Annotated in this window: 18 protein-coding genes; 13 read left to right on the top strand and 5 right to left on the bottom strand. The window is 56.3% G+C overall.

The annotated features are described in order from the left end of the window. Together ACETPC_RS16835 and ACETPC_RS16840 are read left to right on the top strand one after the other, a co-directional pair. Nucleotides 1–464 (top strand): ATP-binding protein (locus ACETPC_RS16835; RefSeq protein WP_380183299.1); only part of this gene is annotated, 464 nt, incomplete at its 5' end. A gap of 415 nt (nucleotides 465–879) precedes the next feature. Continuing rightward, nucleotides 880–1,170, top strand: coding sequence for a colicin V family bacteriocin (locus ACETPC_RS16840; protein ID WP_380183301.1), 291 nt, complete (start codon nucleotides 880–882; stop codon nucleotides 1,168–1,170). Nucleotides 1,171–1,531: 361 nt separating this feature from the next. Here the strand turns inward: ACETPC_RS16840 and pckA are convergent, their stop codons facing one another. The 4 genes from pckA to ACETPC_RS16860 all read right to left on the bottom strand — a co-directional run bounded on the left by pckA (nucleotide 1,532) and on the right by ACETPC_RS16860 (nucleotide 7,017). Continuing rightward, a complete protein-coding gene (pckA, locus tag ACETPC_RS16845) occupies nucleotides 1,532–3,145 on the bottom strand; it encodes a phosphoenolpyruvate carboxykinase (ATP) (protein WP_380183303.1) in 1,614 nt (537 codons plus the stop codon). A 290-nt stretch (nucleotides 3,146–3,435) separates the two neighbouring features. Further along, nucleotides 3,436–4,314 carry an Hsp33 family molecular chaperone HslO gene (gene hslO / locus ACETPC_RS16850; RefSeq protein WP_380183305.1) on the bottom strand — a complete coding sequence of 293 codons (879 nt, stop codon included), beginning with the start codon at nucleotides 4,312–4,314 and terminating at the stop codon, nucleotides 3,436–3,438. Between the two features lie 22 nt (nucleotides 4,315–4,336). Further along, nucleotides 4,337–4,738 (bottom strand): ribosome-associated heat shock protein Hsp15, encoded by a 402-nt coding sequence (hslR, locus tag ACETPC_RS16855; protein ID WP_380183307.1) that lies wholly within the window; start codon nucleotides 4,736–4,738, stop codon nucleotides 4,337–4,339. A 140-nt stretch (nucleotides 4,739–4,878) separates the two neighbouring features. Next, on the bottom strand, nucleotides 4,879–7,017 hold the full coding sequence (locus tag ACETPC_RS16860) for an intracellular growth attenuator family protein (RefSeq protein WP_380183309.1): 2,139 nt from the start codon (nucleotides 7,015–7,017) through the stop codon (nucleotides 4,879–4,881). A 405-nt stretch (nucleotides 7,018–7,422) separates the two neighbouring features. Between ACETPC_RS16860 and nudE the strand changes: the two genes are divergently transcribed. Beyond that, the gene (gene nudE / locus ACETPC_RS16865) at nucleotides 7,423–7,989 is read left to right on the top strand and encodes an ADP compounds hydrolase NudE (protein ID WP_380183311.1); all 567 of its coding nucleotides are present in this window, start codon (nucleotides 7,423–7,425) and stop codon (nucleotides 7,987–7,989) included. 358 nt (nucleotides 7,990–8,347) lie between these two features. On the opposite strand, the gene mrcA is transcribed toward nudE, so the two are convergent. Beyond that, a complete protein-coding gene (mrcA, locus tag ACETPC_RS16870; RefSeq protein ID WP_380183313.1) occupies nucleotides 8,348–10,894 on the bottom strand; it encodes a peptidoglycan glycosyltransferase/peptidoglycan DD-transpeptidase MrcA in 2,547 nt (848 codons plus the stop codon). A gap of 116 nt (nucleotides 10,895–11,010) precedes the next feature. Between mrcA and pilM the strand changes: the two genes are divergently transcribed. The 10 genes from pilM (at nucleotide 11,011) to ACETPC_RS16920 (ending at nucleotide 19,892) form a co-directional block, all read left to right on the top strand. Next, complete coding sequence (gene pilM / locus ACETPC_RS16875; RefSeq protein WP_380183315.1) at nucleotides 11,011–11,835, top strand: type IV pilus biogenesis protein PilM; 825 nt, start codon at nucleotides 11,011–11,013, stop codon at nucleotides 11,833–11,835. Continuing rightward, nucleotides 11,835–12,380: a PilN domain-containing protein gene (locus ACETPC_RS16880; RefSeq protein WP_380183316.1), complete on the top strand. Its 546-nt coding sequence runs from the start codon at nucleotides 11,835–11,837 to the stop codon at nucleotides 12,378–12,380. Before pilM ends, ACETPC_RS16880 begins: the two co-directional genes overlap by 1 nt. Then, a complete protein-coding gene (locus ACETPC_RS16885; RefSeq protein WP_380183318.1) occupies nucleotides 12,373–12,870 on the top strand; it encodes a hypothetical protein in 498 nt (165 codons plus the stop codon). The genes ACETPC_RS16880 and ACETPC_RS16885 overlap by 8 nt, the downstream gene beginning before the upstream one ends. A 398-nt stretch (nucleotides 12,871–13,268) precedes the next feature. Next, nucleotides 13,269–14,528 (top strand): DNA uptake porin HofQ, encoded by a 1,260-nt coding sequence (hofQ, locus tag ACETPC_RS16890; protein WP_380183319.1) that lies wholly within the window; start codon nucleotides 13,269–13,271, stop codon nucleotides 14,526–14,528. 390 nt (nucleotides 14,529–14,918) lie between these two features. Continuing rightward, nucleotides 14,919–15,440, top strand: a complete 522-nt coding sequence (gene aroK / locus ACETPC_RS16895; RefSeq protein ID WP_034934892.1) for a shikimate kinase AroK — start codon at nucleotides 14,919–14,921, stop codon at nucleotides 15,438–15,440. A 38-nt stretch (nucleotides 15,441–15,478) separates the two neighbouring features. Further along, nucleotides 15,479–16,576 carry a 3-dehydroquinate synthase gene (aroB, locus tag ACETPC_RS16900; RefSeq protein ID WP_380183321.1) on the top strand — a complete coding sequence of 366 codons (1,098 nt, stop codon included), beginning with the start codon at nucleotides 15,479–15,481 and terminating at the stop codon, nucleotides 16,574–16,576. A gap of 27 nt (nucleotides 16,577–16,603) precedes the next feature. Then, the gene (locus tag ACETPC_RS16905) at nucleotides 16,604–17,563 is read left to right on the top strand and encodes an SPOR domain-containing protein (RefSeq protein WP_380183323.1); all 960 of its coding nucleotides are present in this window, start codon (nucleotides 16,604–16,606) and stop codon (nucleotides 17,561–17,563) included. A gap of 111 nt (nucleotides 17,564–17,674) precedes the next feature. After that, a complete protein-coding gene (gene dam, locus ACETPC_RS16910; RefSeq protein ID WP_380183325.1) occupies nucleotides 17,675–18,502 on the top strand; it encodes an adenine-specific DNA-methyltransferase in 828 nt (275 codons plus the stop codon). A 42-nt stretch (nucleotides 18,503–18,544) separates the two neighbouring features. After that, complete coding sequence (gene rpe, locus ACETPC_RS16915; RefSeq protein WP_380183327.1) at nucleotides 18,545–19,231, top strand: ribulose-phosphate 3-epimerase; 687 nt, start codon at nucleotides 18,545–18,547, stop codon at nucleotides 19,229–19,231. After that, nucleotides 19,215–19,892, top strand: coding sequence for a phosphoglycolate phosphatase (locus ACETPC_RS16920; protein WP_380183329.1), 678 nt, complete (start codon nucleotides 19,215–19,217; stop codon nucleotides 19,890–19,892). Before rpe ends, ACETPC_RS16920 begins: the two co-directional genes overlap by 17 nt.

The following is a 19,892-nucleotide window of genomic DNA, read 5'->3' on the forward strand; positions in this document are numbered from 1 at the left end:
AGACCGAGCGTGCGGATCTCAATGGCGTGCTGGGCGAAGTTGTAGCGGCGGAGAGCGGCTACGAGCGGGAAATCGAAAACGCGGTGATGCCGAGCGAGCTGATGCTGGATATCAATCCGCTGTCGATCAAACGCGCCGTGGCTAACCTGGTGGTCAACGCCGCCCGTTACGGCAACGGCTGGATCAAGGTCAGCAGCGGCAGCGAGCTGCAGCGAGCCTGGTTTCAGGTGGAAGATGACGGCCCGGGGATTAAGCCCGAGCAGCTTAAGCACTTGCTCCAGCCTTTTGTCCGTGGTGACAGCGCGCGCAGCACCAGCGGTACCGGTCTTGGCCTGGCGATAGTCCAGCGTATTATCGATGCGCATCAGGGCTCGCTGGAAATCGGCGAAAGCGAACGGGGCGGCTTGCGTATCCGCGCCTGGCTGCCGCTGCCTGCCAGCACGGCGCCTGTAGTTTCCGGTTGAATTTAAAAGCGATTGCAAAGGCTATAGCTTTTTTATCGGCCGCAGCAGAGTTTCCTGTTGCGGCTAAGGCTACCTTATAAAAGGAGATTATTAGCTATTTCAATACTCTGTTTTTTATTATTTATGTTAATATCCAAAAAAAATTTATAAAAGATGTTGACCAATTGCTATGTTTGATATATCTATAATTTTAACGTTATCTTAGATGGTTGTTTTTTAATTGAATAATTAGCGATGTTAATTTTTTATTTGCTTTTCTTTAAGGTTGCATTTTTTTGAATCAAAGGTTTATAAAATATCCCTGAGTGTTAGTTTTTTAAGGGGTAAGTTATTCCTTTAATTCGTTCTTTTGATATTCTTTGTTACTGGCAGGCTTTGTGAAGCTTACTTATTTTCTATTTAAATGGAAAAGGATATGAAAATATTAAGTGAAGCAGAATATGCCTGCGTTTCCGGAGCGGGCGATATCAATTGGGTTCAGGTTGGACGAGACGTTGCTGTTAGTGGCGCGGTAATTGCAGGCACCGCATTTGGCACGGGGTTAGCTGGTCCTGCAGGGCCGGCTATTGGCGTGCTGGCAGGAGCCGCCGTTGGCGCGCTTTACGACTATGCTGGTTATGGCAGCGGCAGCGCCCGTTGGGGGGGAGGGCTTTCTCCATGGGATGAAAAAGGGATGACAGAGCAGGAGTATGATTACCTGAAATAACTTCCCTGAGTTGGCCATGCGGCAGCTTCTAAAGCTTTTTGCTTATCAGAAGTTGCCGCCCCTTCAGTAAATGAAAAAATCTGGTGCAGAGCAACTGGATCAGGAAATTTAAAATGAAAGAAATAATATTGTCAATTTTTTGCGTGCTGGTTGGGGTTATCGTAGGGACAGGGGTTAGCTACTGTATTAAATTGTCTCCGTTACTTCATTCATTAATCGTTTCGGTAGCGGTTTTGGCGGTGTGGCTTATATTTTTTCGGGGAAGGTGGATAAAATAAGCGACTTCTGAGGTTTTTCTCTCCGGCCCGGAATAACACTCTGCAAGCACAAAGCTTACAGAGTGTTTTTATTAACAAGCCATTTACAGCTGCGGCCCGGCGGAAACCAGTGCGGCCCCGGCTGGCGTATCAGTGTATTTATCGAAGTTAGTGATAAACAGCTGCGCCAGATCGCGCGCTTTCTCTTCCCATTTCGCCGCGTCGGCATAGGTATTGCGCGGGTCGAGTATTGCGCTGTCCACGCCCGGCAGCGCCAGCGGCATTGCCAGGTTAAACACCGGCAGCGTCACCGTCTCTGCCTGGGCCAGTTCATCGTTAAGGATGGCGTTAATGATCGCGCGGGTATCTTTCAGCGAAATACGTTTGCCGCTGCCGTTCCAGCCCGTATTTACCAAATAAGCTTCCGCGCCCGCCGCTGCCATACGTTTAACCAGCACTTCTGCATACTGCGTTGGGTGCAGCGTCAGAAAGGCTGCGCCAAAACAGGCGGAGAAAGTCGGCGTAGGTTCGGTTACGCCGCGCTCGGTGCCAGCCAGCTTGGCGGTAAAGCCCGACAGGAAGTGATACTGTGTCTGATCCGGCGTCAGTCGTGATACCGGTGGCAGTACACCGAAAGCATCCGCCGTCAGGAAAATTACTTTACGCGCGTGACCGGCCTTCGACACCGGCTTAACAATATTCTCAATATGATAAATCGGATAGGAAACGCGGGTATTCTCGGTTTTGCTGCCGTCGTCGTAATCTACTGAGCCATCGGCGCGCACCACGACGTTTTCCAACAGCGCGTCGCGGCGAATAGCGTGATAAATCTCTGGCTCCGCCTGCTCTGACAGCTTGATGGTTTTGGCGTAGCAGCCGCCTTCGAAGTTAAAGACGCCGTCGTCGTCCCAGCCGTGCTCGTCGTCGCCGATCAGCTGGCGGTGCGGATCGGTAGAAAGCGTAGTTTTACCCGTGCCGGAAAGCCCGAAAAATACCGCCACATCACCTTTCTCGCCGACGTTCGCCGAGCAGTGCATTGAGGCGATGCCTTTCAGCGGCAGCAGGTAGTTCATAATGGCGAACAGCCCTTTTTTCATCTCGCCGCCGTACCAGGTGCCGCCGATCAGCTGAATGCGCTCGGTCAGGTTAAAGGCGACAAAATTCTCAGAGTGCAGGCCCTGCTGCTGCCAGTCAGGATTGGTGCATTTCGCGCCGTTCATCACCACAAAGTCTGGCTCAAAGCTTTCTAACGCGGCCTCATCCGGACGAATAAACATGTTCTTAACGAAATGTGCCTGCCAGGCCACTTCGGTAATAAAACGCACGCTAAGTCGCGTATCCGGGTTTGCGCCGCACCAGGCGTCGACCACAAACAGACGCTTGCCGGAAAGCTGCTTAGTCACTTTCGCCTTCAGATCCTGCCAGACTTCCTGAGAAAGCGGCTGGTTGTCGTTTTTGCCTTTGCCCTGATCGTTCCACCACAGCGTGTCGCGGGTGGTCTCATCGCGCACGATATACTTATCTTTCGGCGAGCGGCCGGTAAAGATGCCGGTATCGACTGCGATAGCGCCGGACTGGGTTTCGATGCCGCGCTCATAACCGCTGAGCTCCGGACGGGTTTCTTCCTTATACAGCGTGTCGAAGTCGGGGTTGTAAAGGATTTCAACCACGTCCTTGATGCCATAATTAACGAGATCCTGCTGAGTCAGGTCACGCATATTACTGCTCCTTTGTCGGTTCGGTTTTTTTACAGATGAAAGTAAATAACGTTCCGTTAACCGTACTGGTTATTAAATTTTTAATAAAGTGTAGATTGCGATCGCGCGCAGTTTACACGGCTAAAACCTGAGGAGAAGCGGCAGGCGGCAGAAATGAGAGGCAGCGCGTGAAACGATTACTATCGCTGCAGCTTATGCATTGCGGTACGGGTTTGGCAAAAAACTATGGTTTGCAGGCATAGCTGGCAAAAGGCAAGAAAATGCGCCGCCTGACGACGGCGCAGGGTAAATCAGTGTACGCGCTCATCGCCAGCGGCGGAGTCGTTACGGATCGCGGCAATATCTACGGCATCGTAGATATAATGGCTACCGCAGTAGTCGCAGTGCATATCGATTTTGCCATCTTCGGCCAGGATTTCATCGACTTCTGCTTCCGGCAGGCTGCGTAATACCTCACCGCAGCGCTGATGCGAGCAGGTGCAGCGGAAAATGACATCCTGCGGTTCGTAAAGCGTGACCTCTTCCTGGTGGTAGAGACGCCACAGCACTTCATTGGCTGGCAGGCCCAGCAGCTCTTCCGTCTTAATGGTTTCGGTTAGCGTTGCCAGATGCTCGAAATCTTCGGGTTTCGCATCCTGCGCGGGCAGAACCTGCAGCAGAATACCGCCTGCGCCAGCCAGACCTTCTGCTTCGCCAGTGCGAATAAACAGACGGGTCGGCAACTGCTCGGAACGCATAAAGTAATCTTCCAGGCATTCGGCCAGGGTTTCGCCTTCCAGCCCGACCACGCCTTGATAGCGCTCGCCTTGCGCTGGCGTAATGGTAATAACCAGATAGCCGTTACCCACCATCTCTTTCAGGCTGCTGTCCGGCGCTATTTCGCTATTAACGCGCGCCACGCCGCGCATCTCCTGGCGATTATTTCCGTTGATCACGGCCAGGTTCAGCGGGCCGTCGCCCTGCAGCTGCACGGTAATATCGCCGTCAAACTTCAGCGTGGCGGTCAGCAGGCTGGTGGCGACCAGCAGCTCGCCCAGCACTTTTTGCACCGGCAGCGGGTAGTCATGGCCGTTGATAATCTGCTGCCAGGTGTCGGAAACCGTCACCAGTTCGCCACGTACGGCGTAGTTTTCGAACAGATAACGGTGCATTTGGTCTTGATGGGCCATAATTCTCTCTCGTTGTGGCGAGCTACTCGTCGCCAGAATTTTTAAATTTCATTAAATCTCGCCGCTCTTTTTTGTCAGGGCGCCGGTCAGGATGCGGCATAGTCAGCGCGTTCATTTTTCGCGCCAGCGCTATTTTTTCCCGCTTCTCAATACTTTCTGCCGTTTCGGCATACATCTGCTGGGCTTCCACAGCGGGACGACGCTGATCGCCCGTAGCCAGTACGGTTACCGTGCGCTCATCATTGCCCTGGCGCAAAGTCAGCTCGGCATGCAGTTCCACAATTTTGCTCGGCTTGCTGCGCTGGCCGTTGTAGTGAACTTTGCCGCCTTCGATCATTTCGCGCGCTACCGCGCGGGTTTTATAGAAGCGAGCGGCCCACAGCCATTTATCGAGCCGAACCGCCTCTGCGGATTTCTCTTTCATCGCTGCTCCTGTTTGGGAATATCCCTATGTATGGGTTGCCTGCCGGAAATCAAGGTGCCTCTCCGGCCAGCGCCGGAGAGAGAAATGCAGAATGACGCAGAGAAGACGCTAACCTTAAAAATAGCATAAAACCGCAGGGCTCAGAACAGCGGTCGAATGCTCTGTGAGGTGCTTAGCGCGGGGTTGAAACACTTGTCGTAGTAGTCCTGAATCGCCGTAGTGCGAACGCGGTTAAGGTGCGCGCGTCTGAGAGCCAGCAGACTATTGATAATAAAGCTCAGGGATACGATTAGCAGCAGCAGGCTGGTGCCAAGATAGCGACCCAGCCTGTTTGCATCCGGCGCGCTGTGCAATGCAATATGACGCGTGCCGTTGGCGTCAGTGGTAATGCTGGTTACGATGCCGCTGGCGGAAAACGGCGTATGCAGCAACATGCCCGCCAGGCGCTGTAGCTCAGGCCACTGATCCGGCGCGTTAAAGTCAAACAGCGAGACGCCTGGTGCCTGCTGATTCACCAGCTGACGGCCTTCATCGCTCAGGATCAAGAAGCCGCCCGGTGGCGGGCTGTTCAGCGCTTCCGCCGCTCTTCGGGTTTCGCGGTAGAAAAAAGAAGAGGTGGCGGTGTTGACCAGATTCTCCAGCGCCTCGGCGCTAACCGGGCGCAGCAGCACATTGGTGCCGGTCAGTGCGCCCGAATCGGCACGGCGCACCAGGGTTTCCCAGTCTTTGGCGTTGCCCAGATTCACCAGCGCGTTTTTCAGCCTGACGCAATCCTGTTCCTGACTACAGAGATCCTGCGTTTTCAGCACGATATCGGAGAAATCATCCAGCAGAATCATCCCCGACTTTTGAATGGCGGTGGCGAGCTGCGGGTTTAGCTTGGGATCGGTGCTGTTCTGCGGATGTAGCTGCAGGCTGGTGGTGCTCAACAGAGCCGTTGCCTTATCGATAATATCCGACTGCGGCTGGGGCAGGGGAGCGGCGTTATTCCAGTAAACCGCGGAACAGTCGAAAGGCATAAACGCGTAGCTGCGGTTACCCTGATAGGTTGCCGGGACCGAACACATACCCTGACCACTGACTTTCAGGCTGTCGCCGACGCGCAGCGCAGCTTTTTCCAGCTCGGCCACGCTATGTACCTGCACGCTCTCGGTGCCTTTCAGCCAGGCCATGCTCAGCTTTAGCGGCATACTTAACGGCACCAGCATCAGCAGCAATACCAGCACCAAAAGCGAGCCGGCGGCCAGTACTAAATTCTTACGCCAGCGGTAAACAGGGAAGTTACGGACTTCGTCCTGTAACGACAGAAAGCGGCCCTGGCGCACCACCTGGCGATTAAGATAGATATCCACTTCAGTAGGCTGCCCTAAATCATGCGCAACATAGGGCTGCCAGTGCGAGGGATAAATCAAATCGATAATACCTAACGAAATATTGCTGACCTGACCCTGGTTGGATTCGCCAAACAGCCCCCAGCGTTTAGGCGCGCCGCGCAGGCAATGCACTTCGCGCAGGTCATTTTCGTCGGGACGCCGCCACAGTAACCAGCAGCTGAACACGATCATCGCCAGCGCGATAGCAATCAGCCACGGCATAATGACCTTCGGGCCGATCAGGCTTAAAAATAGCAGTAGCAGCGCCAGGCTAATGGCGGTTGCTTCGCGCGTGCCGTCAGGGCGGCTGAGCCTATATTCTTCAGGCGTCTCTTTGCGCACGCTCAGCAGTTCAATGTTTTCGCTCTCTTCCTTTCTGATTGAGGCGTTTTGCGCCACGGGCCGCGCAACCGCGCCAAGCGCAGGCGGCTCATAGCTGTAGTTCACCAGCGAATGGCCGTTAAGCGAAATCACCAGTGGAATAGTTTGCGTTTTGATCAGCTCAACATAGTTTTCTTCGGCGATGTACTGTTCCCACAGCGGCGGCAGATGGACTTCTACTGCATCCAGGTAGTAACGCCATTTATGGGGCTCGTCGGTAGAAAGACCATAGCGGGTAATAGAGCGGGTAACCGGATAAACATTGCTGCTTTGCGAGTTCAACGCCAGATTATTGGCGGGAGGAGCGCCGCCGTCGGGAAGCGGAGTGCCGCGGTGTTTTTCCAGTGAGTGAATATAGCGCTCAACGGCTTTACGCTCGTCGTCGCTGAGTTTACGAAAGGGCGGACTAATAAATGGCAGCGGTTTCGCCAACGGCGGACGATGCCGCATAGCGTACCAGAAAAAACAACCCGCTCCGACTGAACAGGCCAGCATTACAGCCAATATAATGACTATTGTGCTCATGCTTTCCTCCCTGCCATCCTGCTCCCGCCATTATGCTGGCAATTACCGGCCTGAATCATAGTGATATCGATATTGTGACGGCTTCAGACAGCGCTGGCAATCCGCGAACTTCATTAAAATAACGCGCAAAATCATAAAATTAGAATAATTGTAGATAAGCCCCTACCCTGATGGTAACAAGCAGCGCGCCTGAGCAATATCGGTATATTCTTATTTTATAAATCTCGCATTGACTTTTTTAAAACTTTTTAACTACTTATCGACTCATTTGCTATAACAGCGCGAAATTATTTATGCGATGATTGGCAAGCCTCTTTTGCTGCCGCACAATGGGCGACTATCGGTTAATCTACCGTAACTGGCGAGCTATCAGGCTCATTTTTTTGAGCTTTTCCTGGGGCTACTATGACCGGACAATTGCAGAAACCTAAAATTCTTAATGTCGAAACCGTTGCGCGCTCGCGTCTCTTTACCGTACAGGCTGTGGATCTGGTATTCAGCAACGGTGTACAGCGCGTTTATGAAAGAATGAAGCCTACTGAACGTGAGGCGGTGATGATTGTGCCCATAGTGGACGACCACCTGATCCTTATTCGTGAATACGCCGTCGGGCTGGAAAGCTACGAGCTGGGATTTCCAAAAGGCTTAATCGATCCAGGCGAGACGCCGTTCGAAGCGGCTAACCGTGAACTCAAAGAAGAAGCCGGTTTCGGTGCGCGCCAGCAGGAGCAACTGGGCAAACTCACCATGGCGCCTTCCTATTTTTCAAGCAAAATGAACATCATCGTGGCGGAAGATCTGTATGAGGAACGGCTGGAGGGCGACGAGCCCGAGCCGCTGCCGCAGGTTCGCTGGCCGCTGGATAATCTGATGGCGTTATTGCAGGAACCCGATTTTAACGAGGCGCGTAACGTTAGCGCGCTGTTTTTGGTCAGAGAGTGGCTGGTACGTCAGGGGCGGCTTAGCTATTAGTTTCTGACCCTGACCTCAATACGTTGCAGTCACAGAAAACAGGCACAAAAAAAGCCCGGTAGCCGGGCTTGAGATTGATGACAAACCCCAGGTCGCGTTTAAATCAGTGGCAGAGCCGCAGAGGCAGATCGGAACACGGACACGCCGTGAACACGGTCCCTGTGGGCTCGGTTGGCGCGTCCATGCGCCAAACGGTCCGCTTATCCGCTCAGCCTCTGCCGCTATCAAGCTGCAAAGTTGCTGTAAAAAACAGCTGTTCACTCAAGCTTTTTTTAGCTTTGTCAATAGCCTGAAGCCCGGTAGCCGGGCTTTTTTATAAGCATAAAAGCGGAAGGCGTATTATCGCCTCCCGCTGCCATCAGAACAGCTCGTGACTTTCGCCGTTATCCATCAGCGTTGTGCCGACATCATGCACGGAGTATTCGGTCGGCTGCGTGCCGTTAATAAAATACTCCTGGCGGGTATTGCCGCCGCCGTTCGCCAGCTTACCTGTACGGCGATCTATAGTTACCGTGACCACGCCGTCGGGCGGCGTCAGCGGTTGCACCGGCACACCGTCAAGCGCGACCTTCATATAGTCGTCCCAGGCTGGCTGAGCGCTCTTCGCGCCGCCTTCATAGCCTGAAATCTGATCCTTGATTGCGCCAGAAGCGGTAGTTCTGCCCAAATCGCGGCGGTGATCGTCAAAGCCAATCCACACCGAGGTCACTACGCCAGGACCATAGCCGGAGAACCAGGCATCTTTAGAACTGTTGGTGGTACCCGTTTTGCCACCGATATCGTTGCGCTTGAGATCGCGTCCCGCACGCCAGCCGGTACCCATCCAGCCCGGTTCGCCAAAGATATTGGAGTTTAGGGCGCTTTTAATCAGGAACGACAGCGGCGTATTGATTACGTGCGGCGCATACTGCTCATCCTGCTGCGGCGGCTGGGAAACCTGCTCCAGCTGCGGCTGCGGCACCACAGCGTTGCCGCCCTGCTGCGACACGGTCGGATTTTCGACGCTGTCTTCATTCAACGCCACCGCTTTCTGCGTTTCGCCATAGATCACCGGCAGATTGCATTCCGGGCAGGCCACTTTCGGTTTGGCCTCGAACAGCGTATTGCCCTGTTCATCCTCAATTTTACTGATAAAGAAAGGATCGACCAGGAAGCCGCCGTTTGCCATTACCGAGTAGCCGCGCACCATCTGGAGTGGCGTAAACGAAGCGGAACCAAGCGCCAGCGATTCGGTATGCACGATGTTCTGCGCCGGGAAGCCGAAACGTTGCAGGTATTGGGCTGCGTAATCCACACCCATCGCACGCATCGCACGCACCATCACCACGTTCTTGGACTGGCCAAGCCCCTGACGAAGGCGGATAGGGCCGTCATAGGTCGGCGGCGAGTTTTTTGGCCGCCAGTCGGCACCAGCGCCGGCATCCCAGCGGGAAATTGGCACGTCATTCAGAATAGAGGCTAGCGTCAACCCGCGATCCATTGCGGCGGTATACAGGAACGGCTTGATATTTGAGCCGACCTGACGCAGCGCCTGGGTGGCGCGGTTAAACTTGCTCAGGTTGAAATCGAAACCGCCTACCAGCGCGCGAACGGCACCGTTATGTGGATCCAGCGATACCAGCGATGAGTTAACATCCGGCACCTGCGCCAGCCACCAGGCGGTGTCCATCTGGCGTACCCAAATCTGTTGGCCAGGCTGCACTACTTCGCTAACTGACGTCGGCGTGCGGCCCTGTGTCGTATCGGATTTGTAAGGCCGCGCCCAGCGTACCCCTGGCAGATTGAGCGTGACGCTGGTGCCGTCGCGCATCATTACCGTGGCTTCCTCGCGGCTGGCCTCGGTGACTACCGCCGGGAAGAGCGGGCCGTAAACCGGCAATGATTTCAGCGTTTTCAGGATTTCCGTGCGTCCCCAAGGCGTCTGGCCAACCTTCCACAGCACATTAGCCGGGCCGCGATAGCCGTGACGCATATCGTAATTCAGCACGTTATCCTGAAGCGCTTTCTGTGCGCCCAGCTGAAGCTTACGGGTAATAGTCGTGGTGACTTTAAAGCCGTCGTTATAAGCATTGTCGCCGTAGCGTTTCACCATCTCCTGACGCACCATCTCGGTCAGGTAAGGCGCGGAGAAGGCTATTTCCGGTGCGTGATAGTGCGCTTCCAGCGGCGAATTACGCGCCTCGTCATACTGCGCCTGGGTAATGTAATTCTGATCCAGCATGCGGCTAAGCACGACGTTGCGGCGAGCCAGCGCGCGCGCGTGGGAATAAAGCGGGTTAAAAGTCGATGGCGCTTTTGGCAGGCCAGCGATCATTGCCATTTCGCCCAGCGAGAGTTGATCAACATTTTTGCCGAAGTAAACCTGCGCTGCGGCGCCCACACCGTAGGCGCGATAGCCGAGATAGATTTTATTCAGGTAAAGCTCAAGGATTTCGTCTTTGCTCATCATCTGCTCAATGCGAATGGCGAGAAAAGCCTCCTTGATTTTACGCATCAGCGTGCGCTCGGGGCTGAGGAAGAAGTTACGGGCCAGCTGCTGCGTAATGGTACTGGCGCCTTGCGAAGCGTGGCCGGATACCAGCGCGATGCTGGCCGCACGGAAAATCCCGATAGGATCGATGCCGTGATGCTCATAAAAGCGACTGTCTTCGGTAGCGATAAAGGCTTTCACCATAACGGGCGGGATCTGGTCAAGCTTTAGCGGGATACGGCGCTTTTCGCCGTATTGAGCAATCAGCTCATTATCCGCGCTGTAAACCTGCATTGGGGTTTGCAGCCGCACATCTTTCAGCGTCGCGACATCGGGCAGCTGTGGCTGTATGTACTGATACAGGCCATAAATCGAGCCGGCTCCCAACAAAATGCAACACACTGCAAGGATTAAAAAATACTTTACGAACTTCACCTGATATTTTCCATCTTAAGTCGCCTGGACAGTTTATAAACAATCGCGCGGTAGTATAAAGGCAAGCCAGAGGCCTGGATACATCATTTTTCTACTGAGCAGGGAGACCGCGCGAAATGGCATTTCAGACATGGCAAGTCGGCCTGGATATTCAGAACGGACAGCTTTGCGCCCTGGGCATTCAGCGCCGCCGTAACGGCTGGCAGCTACGCCACTGGTGGCAACATACGCTGCCGCACGATACGTTAACCAACGGGCTGGTGCAACGCCCCGACCCGCTTATCCCCCTGTTGCGGCAATGGCGAAAGCAGCTTCCCCGCCAGATCTCGCTGCGGGTCGGTTTTCCCGCCGGGCTGGTACTGCAGCACCAGCTTGCCCTGCCGCAGACTTCGCTACGTGAACCAGAGCGTAGCAGCTATATCACCGCTGCGGCGAAGCGATTTTTTCCCATCGAGCCGGAAAAACTTGCGCTTGACTACCGTGAACCCGCGTTAAAAAGCGGGCAGCTGTGGCTCAGCGCCGCTCGCCGTGAGGCAGTCCATTCATGGCTGGAAAACCTTGGCCGCGCGGGCCTGAAACCGCAGGTGCTGGAGCTGGCTCCGGCCGCGCTCTTTGCACTGTCGCAGGCGCTGCGCCTGAGCGGGGACGCGGCGCTGGTGCACAGGCTGCCGGATCACTGGCTCTGGTTTTGCCCGCGCCTTCAGCCGGAATGGGGCTGGAGCCCCACGCATGAAGCGACAGATCTGACGACGCTACGCGAGAAATATCTCGCGGAAGCCACCTCATTTTACTATAGCTCGGCCCTGGAAGAAGCGCTGCCGGACGGCGCAGAATGGCTGGATCCCCTGGCGGCCTTTGCGTTTAAGCAGCCGCCGCTGCCCGTATTCACTGGCGCTTTTGCGCTGGCTGCCGGGCTGGCCCTGCGGCCGGAAGACGTCTGATGGTATGGGTTAATTTTCTTCCCTGGCGTCGGCGTCGGCAGTGCAGACAACTACGGCGCGATGGCCTGCTGATAGCGGCGCTGCTGGCCATTTTTCTCGCGACGGCACTGCCGCTGGCACAGCAGCAGGCGCTTAGCGAAAGGCAGCAGCTCAGAGTGCAGTGGCGGCAGGAAACTAATAAGCAGCTCGACCGGCTCAAGGCCCGGCTTGGTCGCCTTGAGCAGCAGCGCGATACGCTGCGCCGCGAGCTGGCCATCAGCGTCGGGCGGCAGGAGCGCCTGCGCGCCTGGTATGCTTTTACACAAGAGCTGGCCGGAACAATGCCTGCTGCGCTGTGGCTACGCGAGATAAATAAAAGCACGGAAGAGCTGACTATCACCGGTTTTTGCCTGCAACTGGCCGATCTGGAGGCGTTCCGCCAGCGGCTGCAGCGGCTGGCCCCGCTTCAGCAGGTCAAAACGGGCAGGCTTAGCCGTGACGAGAAAAAAATCATTCATTTCAGCCTGTTCGCCACGCTTGCTGCATTGGAAGGCGAGCATGAATAGCGTGCTGCTGCACCGCTGGCTCGCTTTTCCCCTGTGGCTAAGGGTATTGATCCTGCTCTGTGTTCTGGCAGCGGGCGAGCTGGGCGTCCGTCAGGCCTGGCAACAGCCTTTCCAGCAGGAAACACAACGGCTTACGCAGCAGCACCAGCAGGAAAAAAAGCGCAGCCGCACGCTGCTGCAAAGCCTGCGGCAAAGCAGGCCGCTGCGGGAAACGGAAGCGGAAATTGCCGAACTGCGGCAGGCATTACAGCCCGAGACGCGGCAGCCTTTCTCGCTGCTGCAATTGACCAGAGCGACGGGCGGCCATTTACAGAGCTGGCAGCCAGCGTCGCGGGGCGGTGAACTCACGCTGAGGCTTGACTGGCCGCAGCTGCAAAATCTGTTTCGCTATCTAAGCGAGCAGCAGCCGACCGTAAGGCTGCCGCAGTTCAGCCTACAGCGAACCGGCGACCAGCTTCTGCTTCGCCTGGTGGTGATGCATGAGCCTTAGCTTGCGGTTGTTCCGCTTATGGCAAAGAAGGCCTGGCGCTTTTACAGCAAGGCGAACAGCGGCTTTTTGGCTGCGGACGGTATCGGCGATCTCCGGCGTGTTTACTGCGATATTGTTGGCTAATAGCGCGTTTGCCGAGCGCAATCCCTTTGCCCCGCCAGAGGATCTGTCGTGCGAACCGACAGCCTCAGCCCCGCCGCCCAGGCTGCGCGGCATTATTGGTCGTGCAGAGGATTACCGCGCCTGGCTGATAACGGCTAGCGGTGGACGGCTGTGGATGCCGCAAAGCTGGCCAGACCCTGAGTGGCATTTACAGGAAGTCACCGCTTTGGGCGTTACGCTGGCGCCCAAAGCGCCATGCCTTCCGCCTTTAACAATGACTTTGCAAGGAAGCCCCTATGAAACTCGTTCATCTGTTAACAACGCTCCTGCTGCCGCTGTGGCTGATAGCGCCTCTGCAGGCCAGCCCGCTTCCGCTCTCTCTGGCGTTCGATGATGCGCCCGTCGCGCAGATCCTACAGGCGCTGGCGGACTATCAGCAGCTGAATCTGCTGGTGGCACCCGGCGTAGAAGGGCGGCTTTCCCTGCGGTTAAAAGAGGTCGGCTGGCAACAGGCGCTGTCGCTGGTTTCTCGCCTGGCGAAGCTTAGCGTCAACCAGGAGGGCAACGTGCTGCTGGTATTTCCGCAAAGCTGGCAGGAGGAAAAGCAGCGCCAACGGGCGCAGGAACGCGAAGAAGCGGAAAAAGCGCTGCCGCTCAGCACGCTGGCGCTAACGTTGCGCCACGCGGAGGCGGAACAGGTCAATGCCAGTTTGCTGTCATCTCAGGCCCGATTGCTTACCGCGCGCGGTAGCGTCACCGTGGATAAACGCACCAACAGCCTTATCCTGCGGGATACTCAGGCCGCGCTGGAAGAGATTCAGCGCTGGGTAGCCGCTCTGGATACGCCGCTGGAGCAGGTGGAGCTGGCCGCGCATATCGTCACCATCAGCGAAGAAAGCCTGCATGAGCTGGGCGTAAATTGGGGTATGGGCGGCGATGAGCAAATCAACAAGGCGCTGCGGGTCAGCCAGCTGCGGGTCGATTTGCCCGCGACCAGCCCGACCATGACCTTTGGGTTTGCTCTGGCGCGGCTGGACGGCAGAGTGCTGGATCTGGCGCTAAGCGCGCTGGAGCAGGAAAACAAACTGGAAATCATCGCCAGCCCGCGCCTGTTTACTTCGCATCAGCAGCCAGCCAGCATCAAACAGGGTACGGAGATCCCCTATGAGGTCGCCAGCGGCAGCAACGGCAGTACCAGCGTAGAATTCAGGGAGGCCATGTTGGGTATGGAGGTAACGCCGTATGTGCAGCCCAACGGCCGCATTATGCTAAAGCTGCACATCAGCCAGAACCTGCCCGGCAGCACGGTGCGCAGCGGCGAAGGCGAATATATCGCCATTGATAAACAGGAGATCCAGACCCAGGTGACGCTAAAAGATGGCCAGACGCTGGCGCTGGGCGGCATCTTTCAGCAGCAGCGTACGCAAGGGCGGAACCAGGTGCCGCTGTTAGGCAATATTCCGCTGCTGGGAACACTTTTTCGCCATCAGACCACCAGCCAGAAAAAGCGGGAGCTGGTGATCTTTATCACCCCAAAACTGATTCGTGACGAGTAAAGCTTTTTTGTAACAAACTGAGCGACCGGGCGCTTTTTTAGCGGATTGCGGCCATATGAGTTTGACGCAAGAGCGGAATTAGCTTACAAGGTTTAGCGATTTTTGAATTACAGGCCGCGGTTTGGCTTTAAGAAAAAGCATCTACCCGTTTTTTATCGTGCGCAACCGGCGAAACCGATGCAGCGTCATCGGCGTGATAAATGAAGCGGACTGAACGCGCCAGCTGTAGGGCGCAATGGGCAAGGTCAATTTAATCGGTTGCCAAAACACCTTCAGTGTTGAGATAATTTTCCTCTGACTCTCGCACTATCGCTCATGAGGTTTCAGTTCATGTCCTGTCCGCTGTAGGACGGGGTATCATTAACGAATTGTCTTAGTAATACCGAAAAAATGGCAGAGAAACGCAATATCTTTCTGGTTGGGCCTATGGGTGCCGGCAAAAGCACTATTGGGCGTCAGTTAGCTCAGCAACTCAATATGGAATTTTTCGATTCCGATCAAGAAATTGAGCGACGTACCGGAGCGGATGTGGGTTGGGTGTTCGACGTCGAAGGCGAAGAAGGCTTCCGCGATCGCGAAGAAAAAATCATCAACGAACTCACGGAGAAGCAGGGCATCGTGCTGGCAACCGGCGGCGGTTCCGTTAAGTCTCGCGAAACGCGCAACCGGCTTTCCGCTCGCGGCGTCGTGGTCTATCTGGAGACCACGATCGAAAAGCAGCTGGCACGTACGCAGCGTGATAAAAAGCGTCCTTTGCTGCAGGTGGATTCTCCGCCGCGCGAGGTGCTGGAAGCGCTGGCGGATGAACGCAATCCGCTGTATGAAGAGATTGCCGACGTCACTATCCGTACCGATGATCAGAGCGCTAAAGTCGTCGCCAATCAAATTATCAACATGCTGGAAAAGAGCTAACGGCTTAGCTTCGCCTGCGGGCCAAAAAGGAGTGCTTCATGGAGAAGGTTACCGTCACTCTGGGGGAACGCAGTTACCCCATTACCATCGCTGCCGGACTGTTTAACGATCCGGCTTCTTTTTGGCCGCTTAAGGCGGGCGAGCGCGCGATGCTGGTCACTAACGACACGCTGGCGCCGCTCTATCTTCAAACTGTACGCCAGCGGCTCGAAAGCGCTGGCGTACAGGTCGATCAGGTTATTCTTCCCGACGGCGAGCAGTACAAAACGCTGGCGGTGATGGACCAGGTCTTTACTGCCCTGCTGGAAAAACCCCATGGTCGCGATACGACGCTAATAGCTCTGGGCGGCGGCGTGATCGGCGACCTGACCGGTTTTGCGGCGGCAAGTTACCAGCGCGGTGTGCGGTTTATCCAGGTGCCAACGACTTTGCTGTCGCAGGTGGACTCTTCCGTCGGCGGCAAGACGGCCGTCAATCATCCGCTGGGCAAGAACATGATCGGCGCGTTTTACCAGCCGGCCTCAGTGGTGATCGATATCGACTGCCTGAGCAGCTTGCCCGCGCGCGAGCTCGCCTCGGGTCTGGCGGAAGTCATCAAGTACGGCATTATCCTCGACGGCGAATTTTTTAGCTGGCTGGAGGCTAATCTGGATGCGCTGCTGGCGCTGGACGGCAAGGCGATGGCCTACTGCATTCGCCGCTGCTGCGAGCTGAAGGCCGAGGTAGTTGCCGCCGACGAACATGAACGAGGCCAGCGCGCGCTGCTGAATCTGGGCCACACCTATGGGCACGCAATCGAAGCGCACATGGGCTACGGTAACTGGCTGCATGGCGAAGCCGTGGCGGCCGGTATGGTGATGGCCGCGCGTACCGCCGAGCGTTTGGGCGAATTCTCTGCGGCTGATACCGACAGAATAATCAGCCTGCTGCAGCGTGCCGGATTGCCGATTCAGGGCCCGGAAAGCATGGCGGCGGAGGATTACCTGCCGCATATGCTGCGCGATAAAAAAGTGCTGGCAGGCGAGCTGCGTCTGGTTCTTCCACTGGCGCTGGGGCGTGCCTGCGTGCGCGGCGGCGTGGGGCATGATACGGTACTGGCGGCAATCAATGACTGCCGCGCCCAGCGCGCTTTTTAACTACAGTTTTACGGCGGAGGAGGTTGAATGGACGATTTTAAACCGGAAGACGAGCTTAAACCCGACACCAGCGACCGCCGACCGGCGCGTTCGCGCAAAACGTCTTCCGCGCCAAAGGTGCCGGTTTCTCGTCAGCATATGATGATGGGCGTCGGCGTGCTGGTGCTGCTGCTGATTGTTATCGGCATTGGCTCAACGCTGACCTCTTCGGGCGACGGCGAGAAAAAGCCTGCGCCGACGGCTGCTGGCGGCAGCGATAAGAGCATCGATCTTTCCGGCTCCTCTTCCATCAGCGGGCAGAGCGGCGCGCAGCAGCCTGCTGCCGATGCGAATGCGCCTCAGGAACTGAGCGCGCCGCCGGTCTCTTCAACGCCAACCGAGGCACAGCCGCTGCAGACGCCTGAGGGCCAGCAGCGCGTTGAGCTGCCTGGCGATCTCAACAGCGCGCTCTCTAATCAGCAAAATCAGATGGATGCGGCCAGCGCCGGCGCGCAGGAAAGCACGCTGCCGGTCGCGCCAGCTACGGTCGCCGGCAACGGTACGGCCAGTAAGCCGGTTGCTGCGCCGCAGACGCGTCAGGAGACCGCTGCGCGTCAGCCAGCGACGCCAGCGCACCAGAAACCTGCTGCCACGCACAAATCTGTCGCCGCTAAGCCGGCAGAGAAAGAGAGCCGCAGCACGCCAGCAAGAACCGCGCCTGCCGCTGCAGGCTCGTCTGCTACCACAGCTGGCGGCAACTATACGCTGCAGCTAAGCAGCGCTTCACGCTCCGATACCCTGAACGCCTGGGCGAAAAAGCAAAACCTGAGCAGCTACCACGTCTATAAAACCACCCGCAACGGCCAGCCGTGGTACGTACTGGTGAGCGGCGCTTACGCCACGCCAGCAGAGGCAAAACGCGCGGTAGCCTCGCTGCCAGCGGAAGTGCAGGCGAAGAATCCCTGGGTTAAGCCTGTCAGCCAGGTGAAAAAAGAGTCGGCCAACTAAAGGCCGCCTGAACCGAAGACGTACTTTGCCAGCCCACGGCTGGCAATTTAAAGCGCAGATATGCTGTCGGTGTAACCGCAGCCAGAAGAGTAAGTGTAATAAAACGACGGCATGAAAAAAAATCGCGCTTTTTTAAAATGGGCGGGCGGAAAATTCCCGCTGCTTAACGACATCCAGCTTCATCTGCCGGAAGGCGACTGTCTGATTGAGCCCTTTGTCGGCGCGGGCTCCGTATTTCTCAATACGCAGTTTCCGCGTTACGTGCTGGCGGATATCAATGGCGACCTGATCAATCTCTATAACGTCGTAAAAAATCGCGTGGACGAGTTTGTGGCGGATGCCAGCAAACTGTTTACCAGCGAAGCCAACGATGCCGAGTTCTACTACGCTCGCCGCCTTGAGTTTAACCAGTCGCGCGACAGCTATCGCCGCAGCGTGCTGTTCCTGTATCTCAACCGCCACTGCTACAATGGACTGTGCCGCTACAATTTAAGCGGCGAGTTCAACGTGCCTTTCGGCCGCTACCGCAAACCCTATTTTCCGCAGGAAGAGCTGTACTGGTTCTCCGAGCGATCGCAAAACGCCGTCTTTATCTGCGAGTCCTACGCTGATACGCTGAGCCGGGCGACGGCAGGATCGGTGGTTTATTGCGATCCGCCCTATGCGCCGCTGTCGGCAACGGCGAATTTTACCGCCTACCATACCAATAGCTTCAGCCTGGCGCAGCAGCAGCATCTGGCAGAGCTGGCGGAGAAGCTGGCGCGGGAAAACCGTATTCCAGTGCTGATTTCGAACCACGATACGCCGCTGACGCGCGAATGGTATCAGGCCGCGCAGCTGCATCAGATCAAAGCCCGCCGTTCGATTAGCCGCAGCGGCAGCGGGCGATTGCAGGTGGATGAGCTGCTGGCACTGTTCGCGGCGGCTGAATCTCAATAGCTGTACGTGCCTGTGGTCAGGCGCGCTAACCGGGAGAAATGGATGAAAAAGTTTTTACTCGCTCCGTCAATTTTATCTGCAGACTTTGCCCGCCTGGGCGAGGACACGGCTAAAGCGCTGGCGGCTGGTGGCGACGTTGTGCATTTCGACGTAATGGACAATCACTACGTGCCCAATCTCACTATGGGTCCGATGGTGCTGAAGGCGCTGCGTGACTACGGCATTACCGCCCCTATTGACGTGCATCTGATGGTAAAACCGGTGGACCGCCTGATCCCCGACTTTGCTAAAGCTGGCGCCAGCTATATTACCTTCCATCCGGAAGCCTCTGAGCACGTCGATCGCACGCTGCAGCTGATTAAAGAACAGGGCTGCAAGGCTGGTCTGGTGTTCAATCCGGCCACCTCGCTCAGCTATCTGGACTACGTGATGGATAAAATTGACGTGGTGCTGATCATGTCGGTTAACCCTGGCTTTGGCGGGCAGTCGTTTATTCCCGGCACGCTCGACAAGCTGCGCCAGGCGCGTAAGCTTATCGACCAGAGCGGCTACGATATCCGGCTGGAAGTGGACGGCGGCGTCAAAGTTGAAAATATCGGCGAAATCGCTGCGGCTGGCGCAGATATGTTCGTAGCGGGCTCCGCCATCTTCAACCAGCCTGACTACAAAAAAGTCATTGATGATATGCGCACGGAACTAGAGAAATCTCGTCATGGCTCATTTCACTGATATTCGCGCGCTGGCGTTTGACCTTGACGGCACGCTGACCGACAGCGCGCCGGGCCTTACCAGCGCGGTGGACGCCGCTTTGCAGGCGCTTAATCTACCGGCAGCAGGGCTTGAGCGCGTCTCGACCTGGATCGGCAACGGTGCAGATATCCTGATTGAACGCGCGTTGGCCTGGGCATTGGGCCACGCTCCGGAAAGCGATTTACTGCGCGATGCGCGCGTGCTGCTTGATAAGCATTATGCCGCCGTTGTCGAAAGCGGCAGTAAACTCTTTCCCGGCGTGAAGGAAGGGCTGCATAAGCTGGCGGCGACCGGCATGCCGATGGCGGTGGTCACCAATAAGCCAACGCCGTTCGTTGCGCCGCTGCTGGCCTCGCTCGGCATTGACAGCTGCTTTTCGCTGATTATCGGCGGCGACGATGTTATCGCCAAAAAGCCGCATCCGGCGCCGCTGTTTCTGGTGCTGGGCAAGTTCGGCCTGCTGCCTGGCGAACTGCTGTTTGTGGGCGATTCCCGCAACGATATTCAGGCCGCGAAAGCGGCAGGCGTGCCCTGCGTAGGCCTGACCTACGGCTACAACTATGGCGAGCCGATAGCGGGCAGCCAGCCGACGCTGGTGCTCGATCACTTTAACGATTTGTTGCCCGCACTCGGGCTGTAA

This window comes from Pantoea sp. sgz302252 (assembly GCF_042610525.1).
In the GTDB taxonomy this organism is placed as follows: Bacteria; Pseudomonadota; Gammaproteobacteria; order Enterobacterales; family Enterobacteriaceae; genus Erwinia.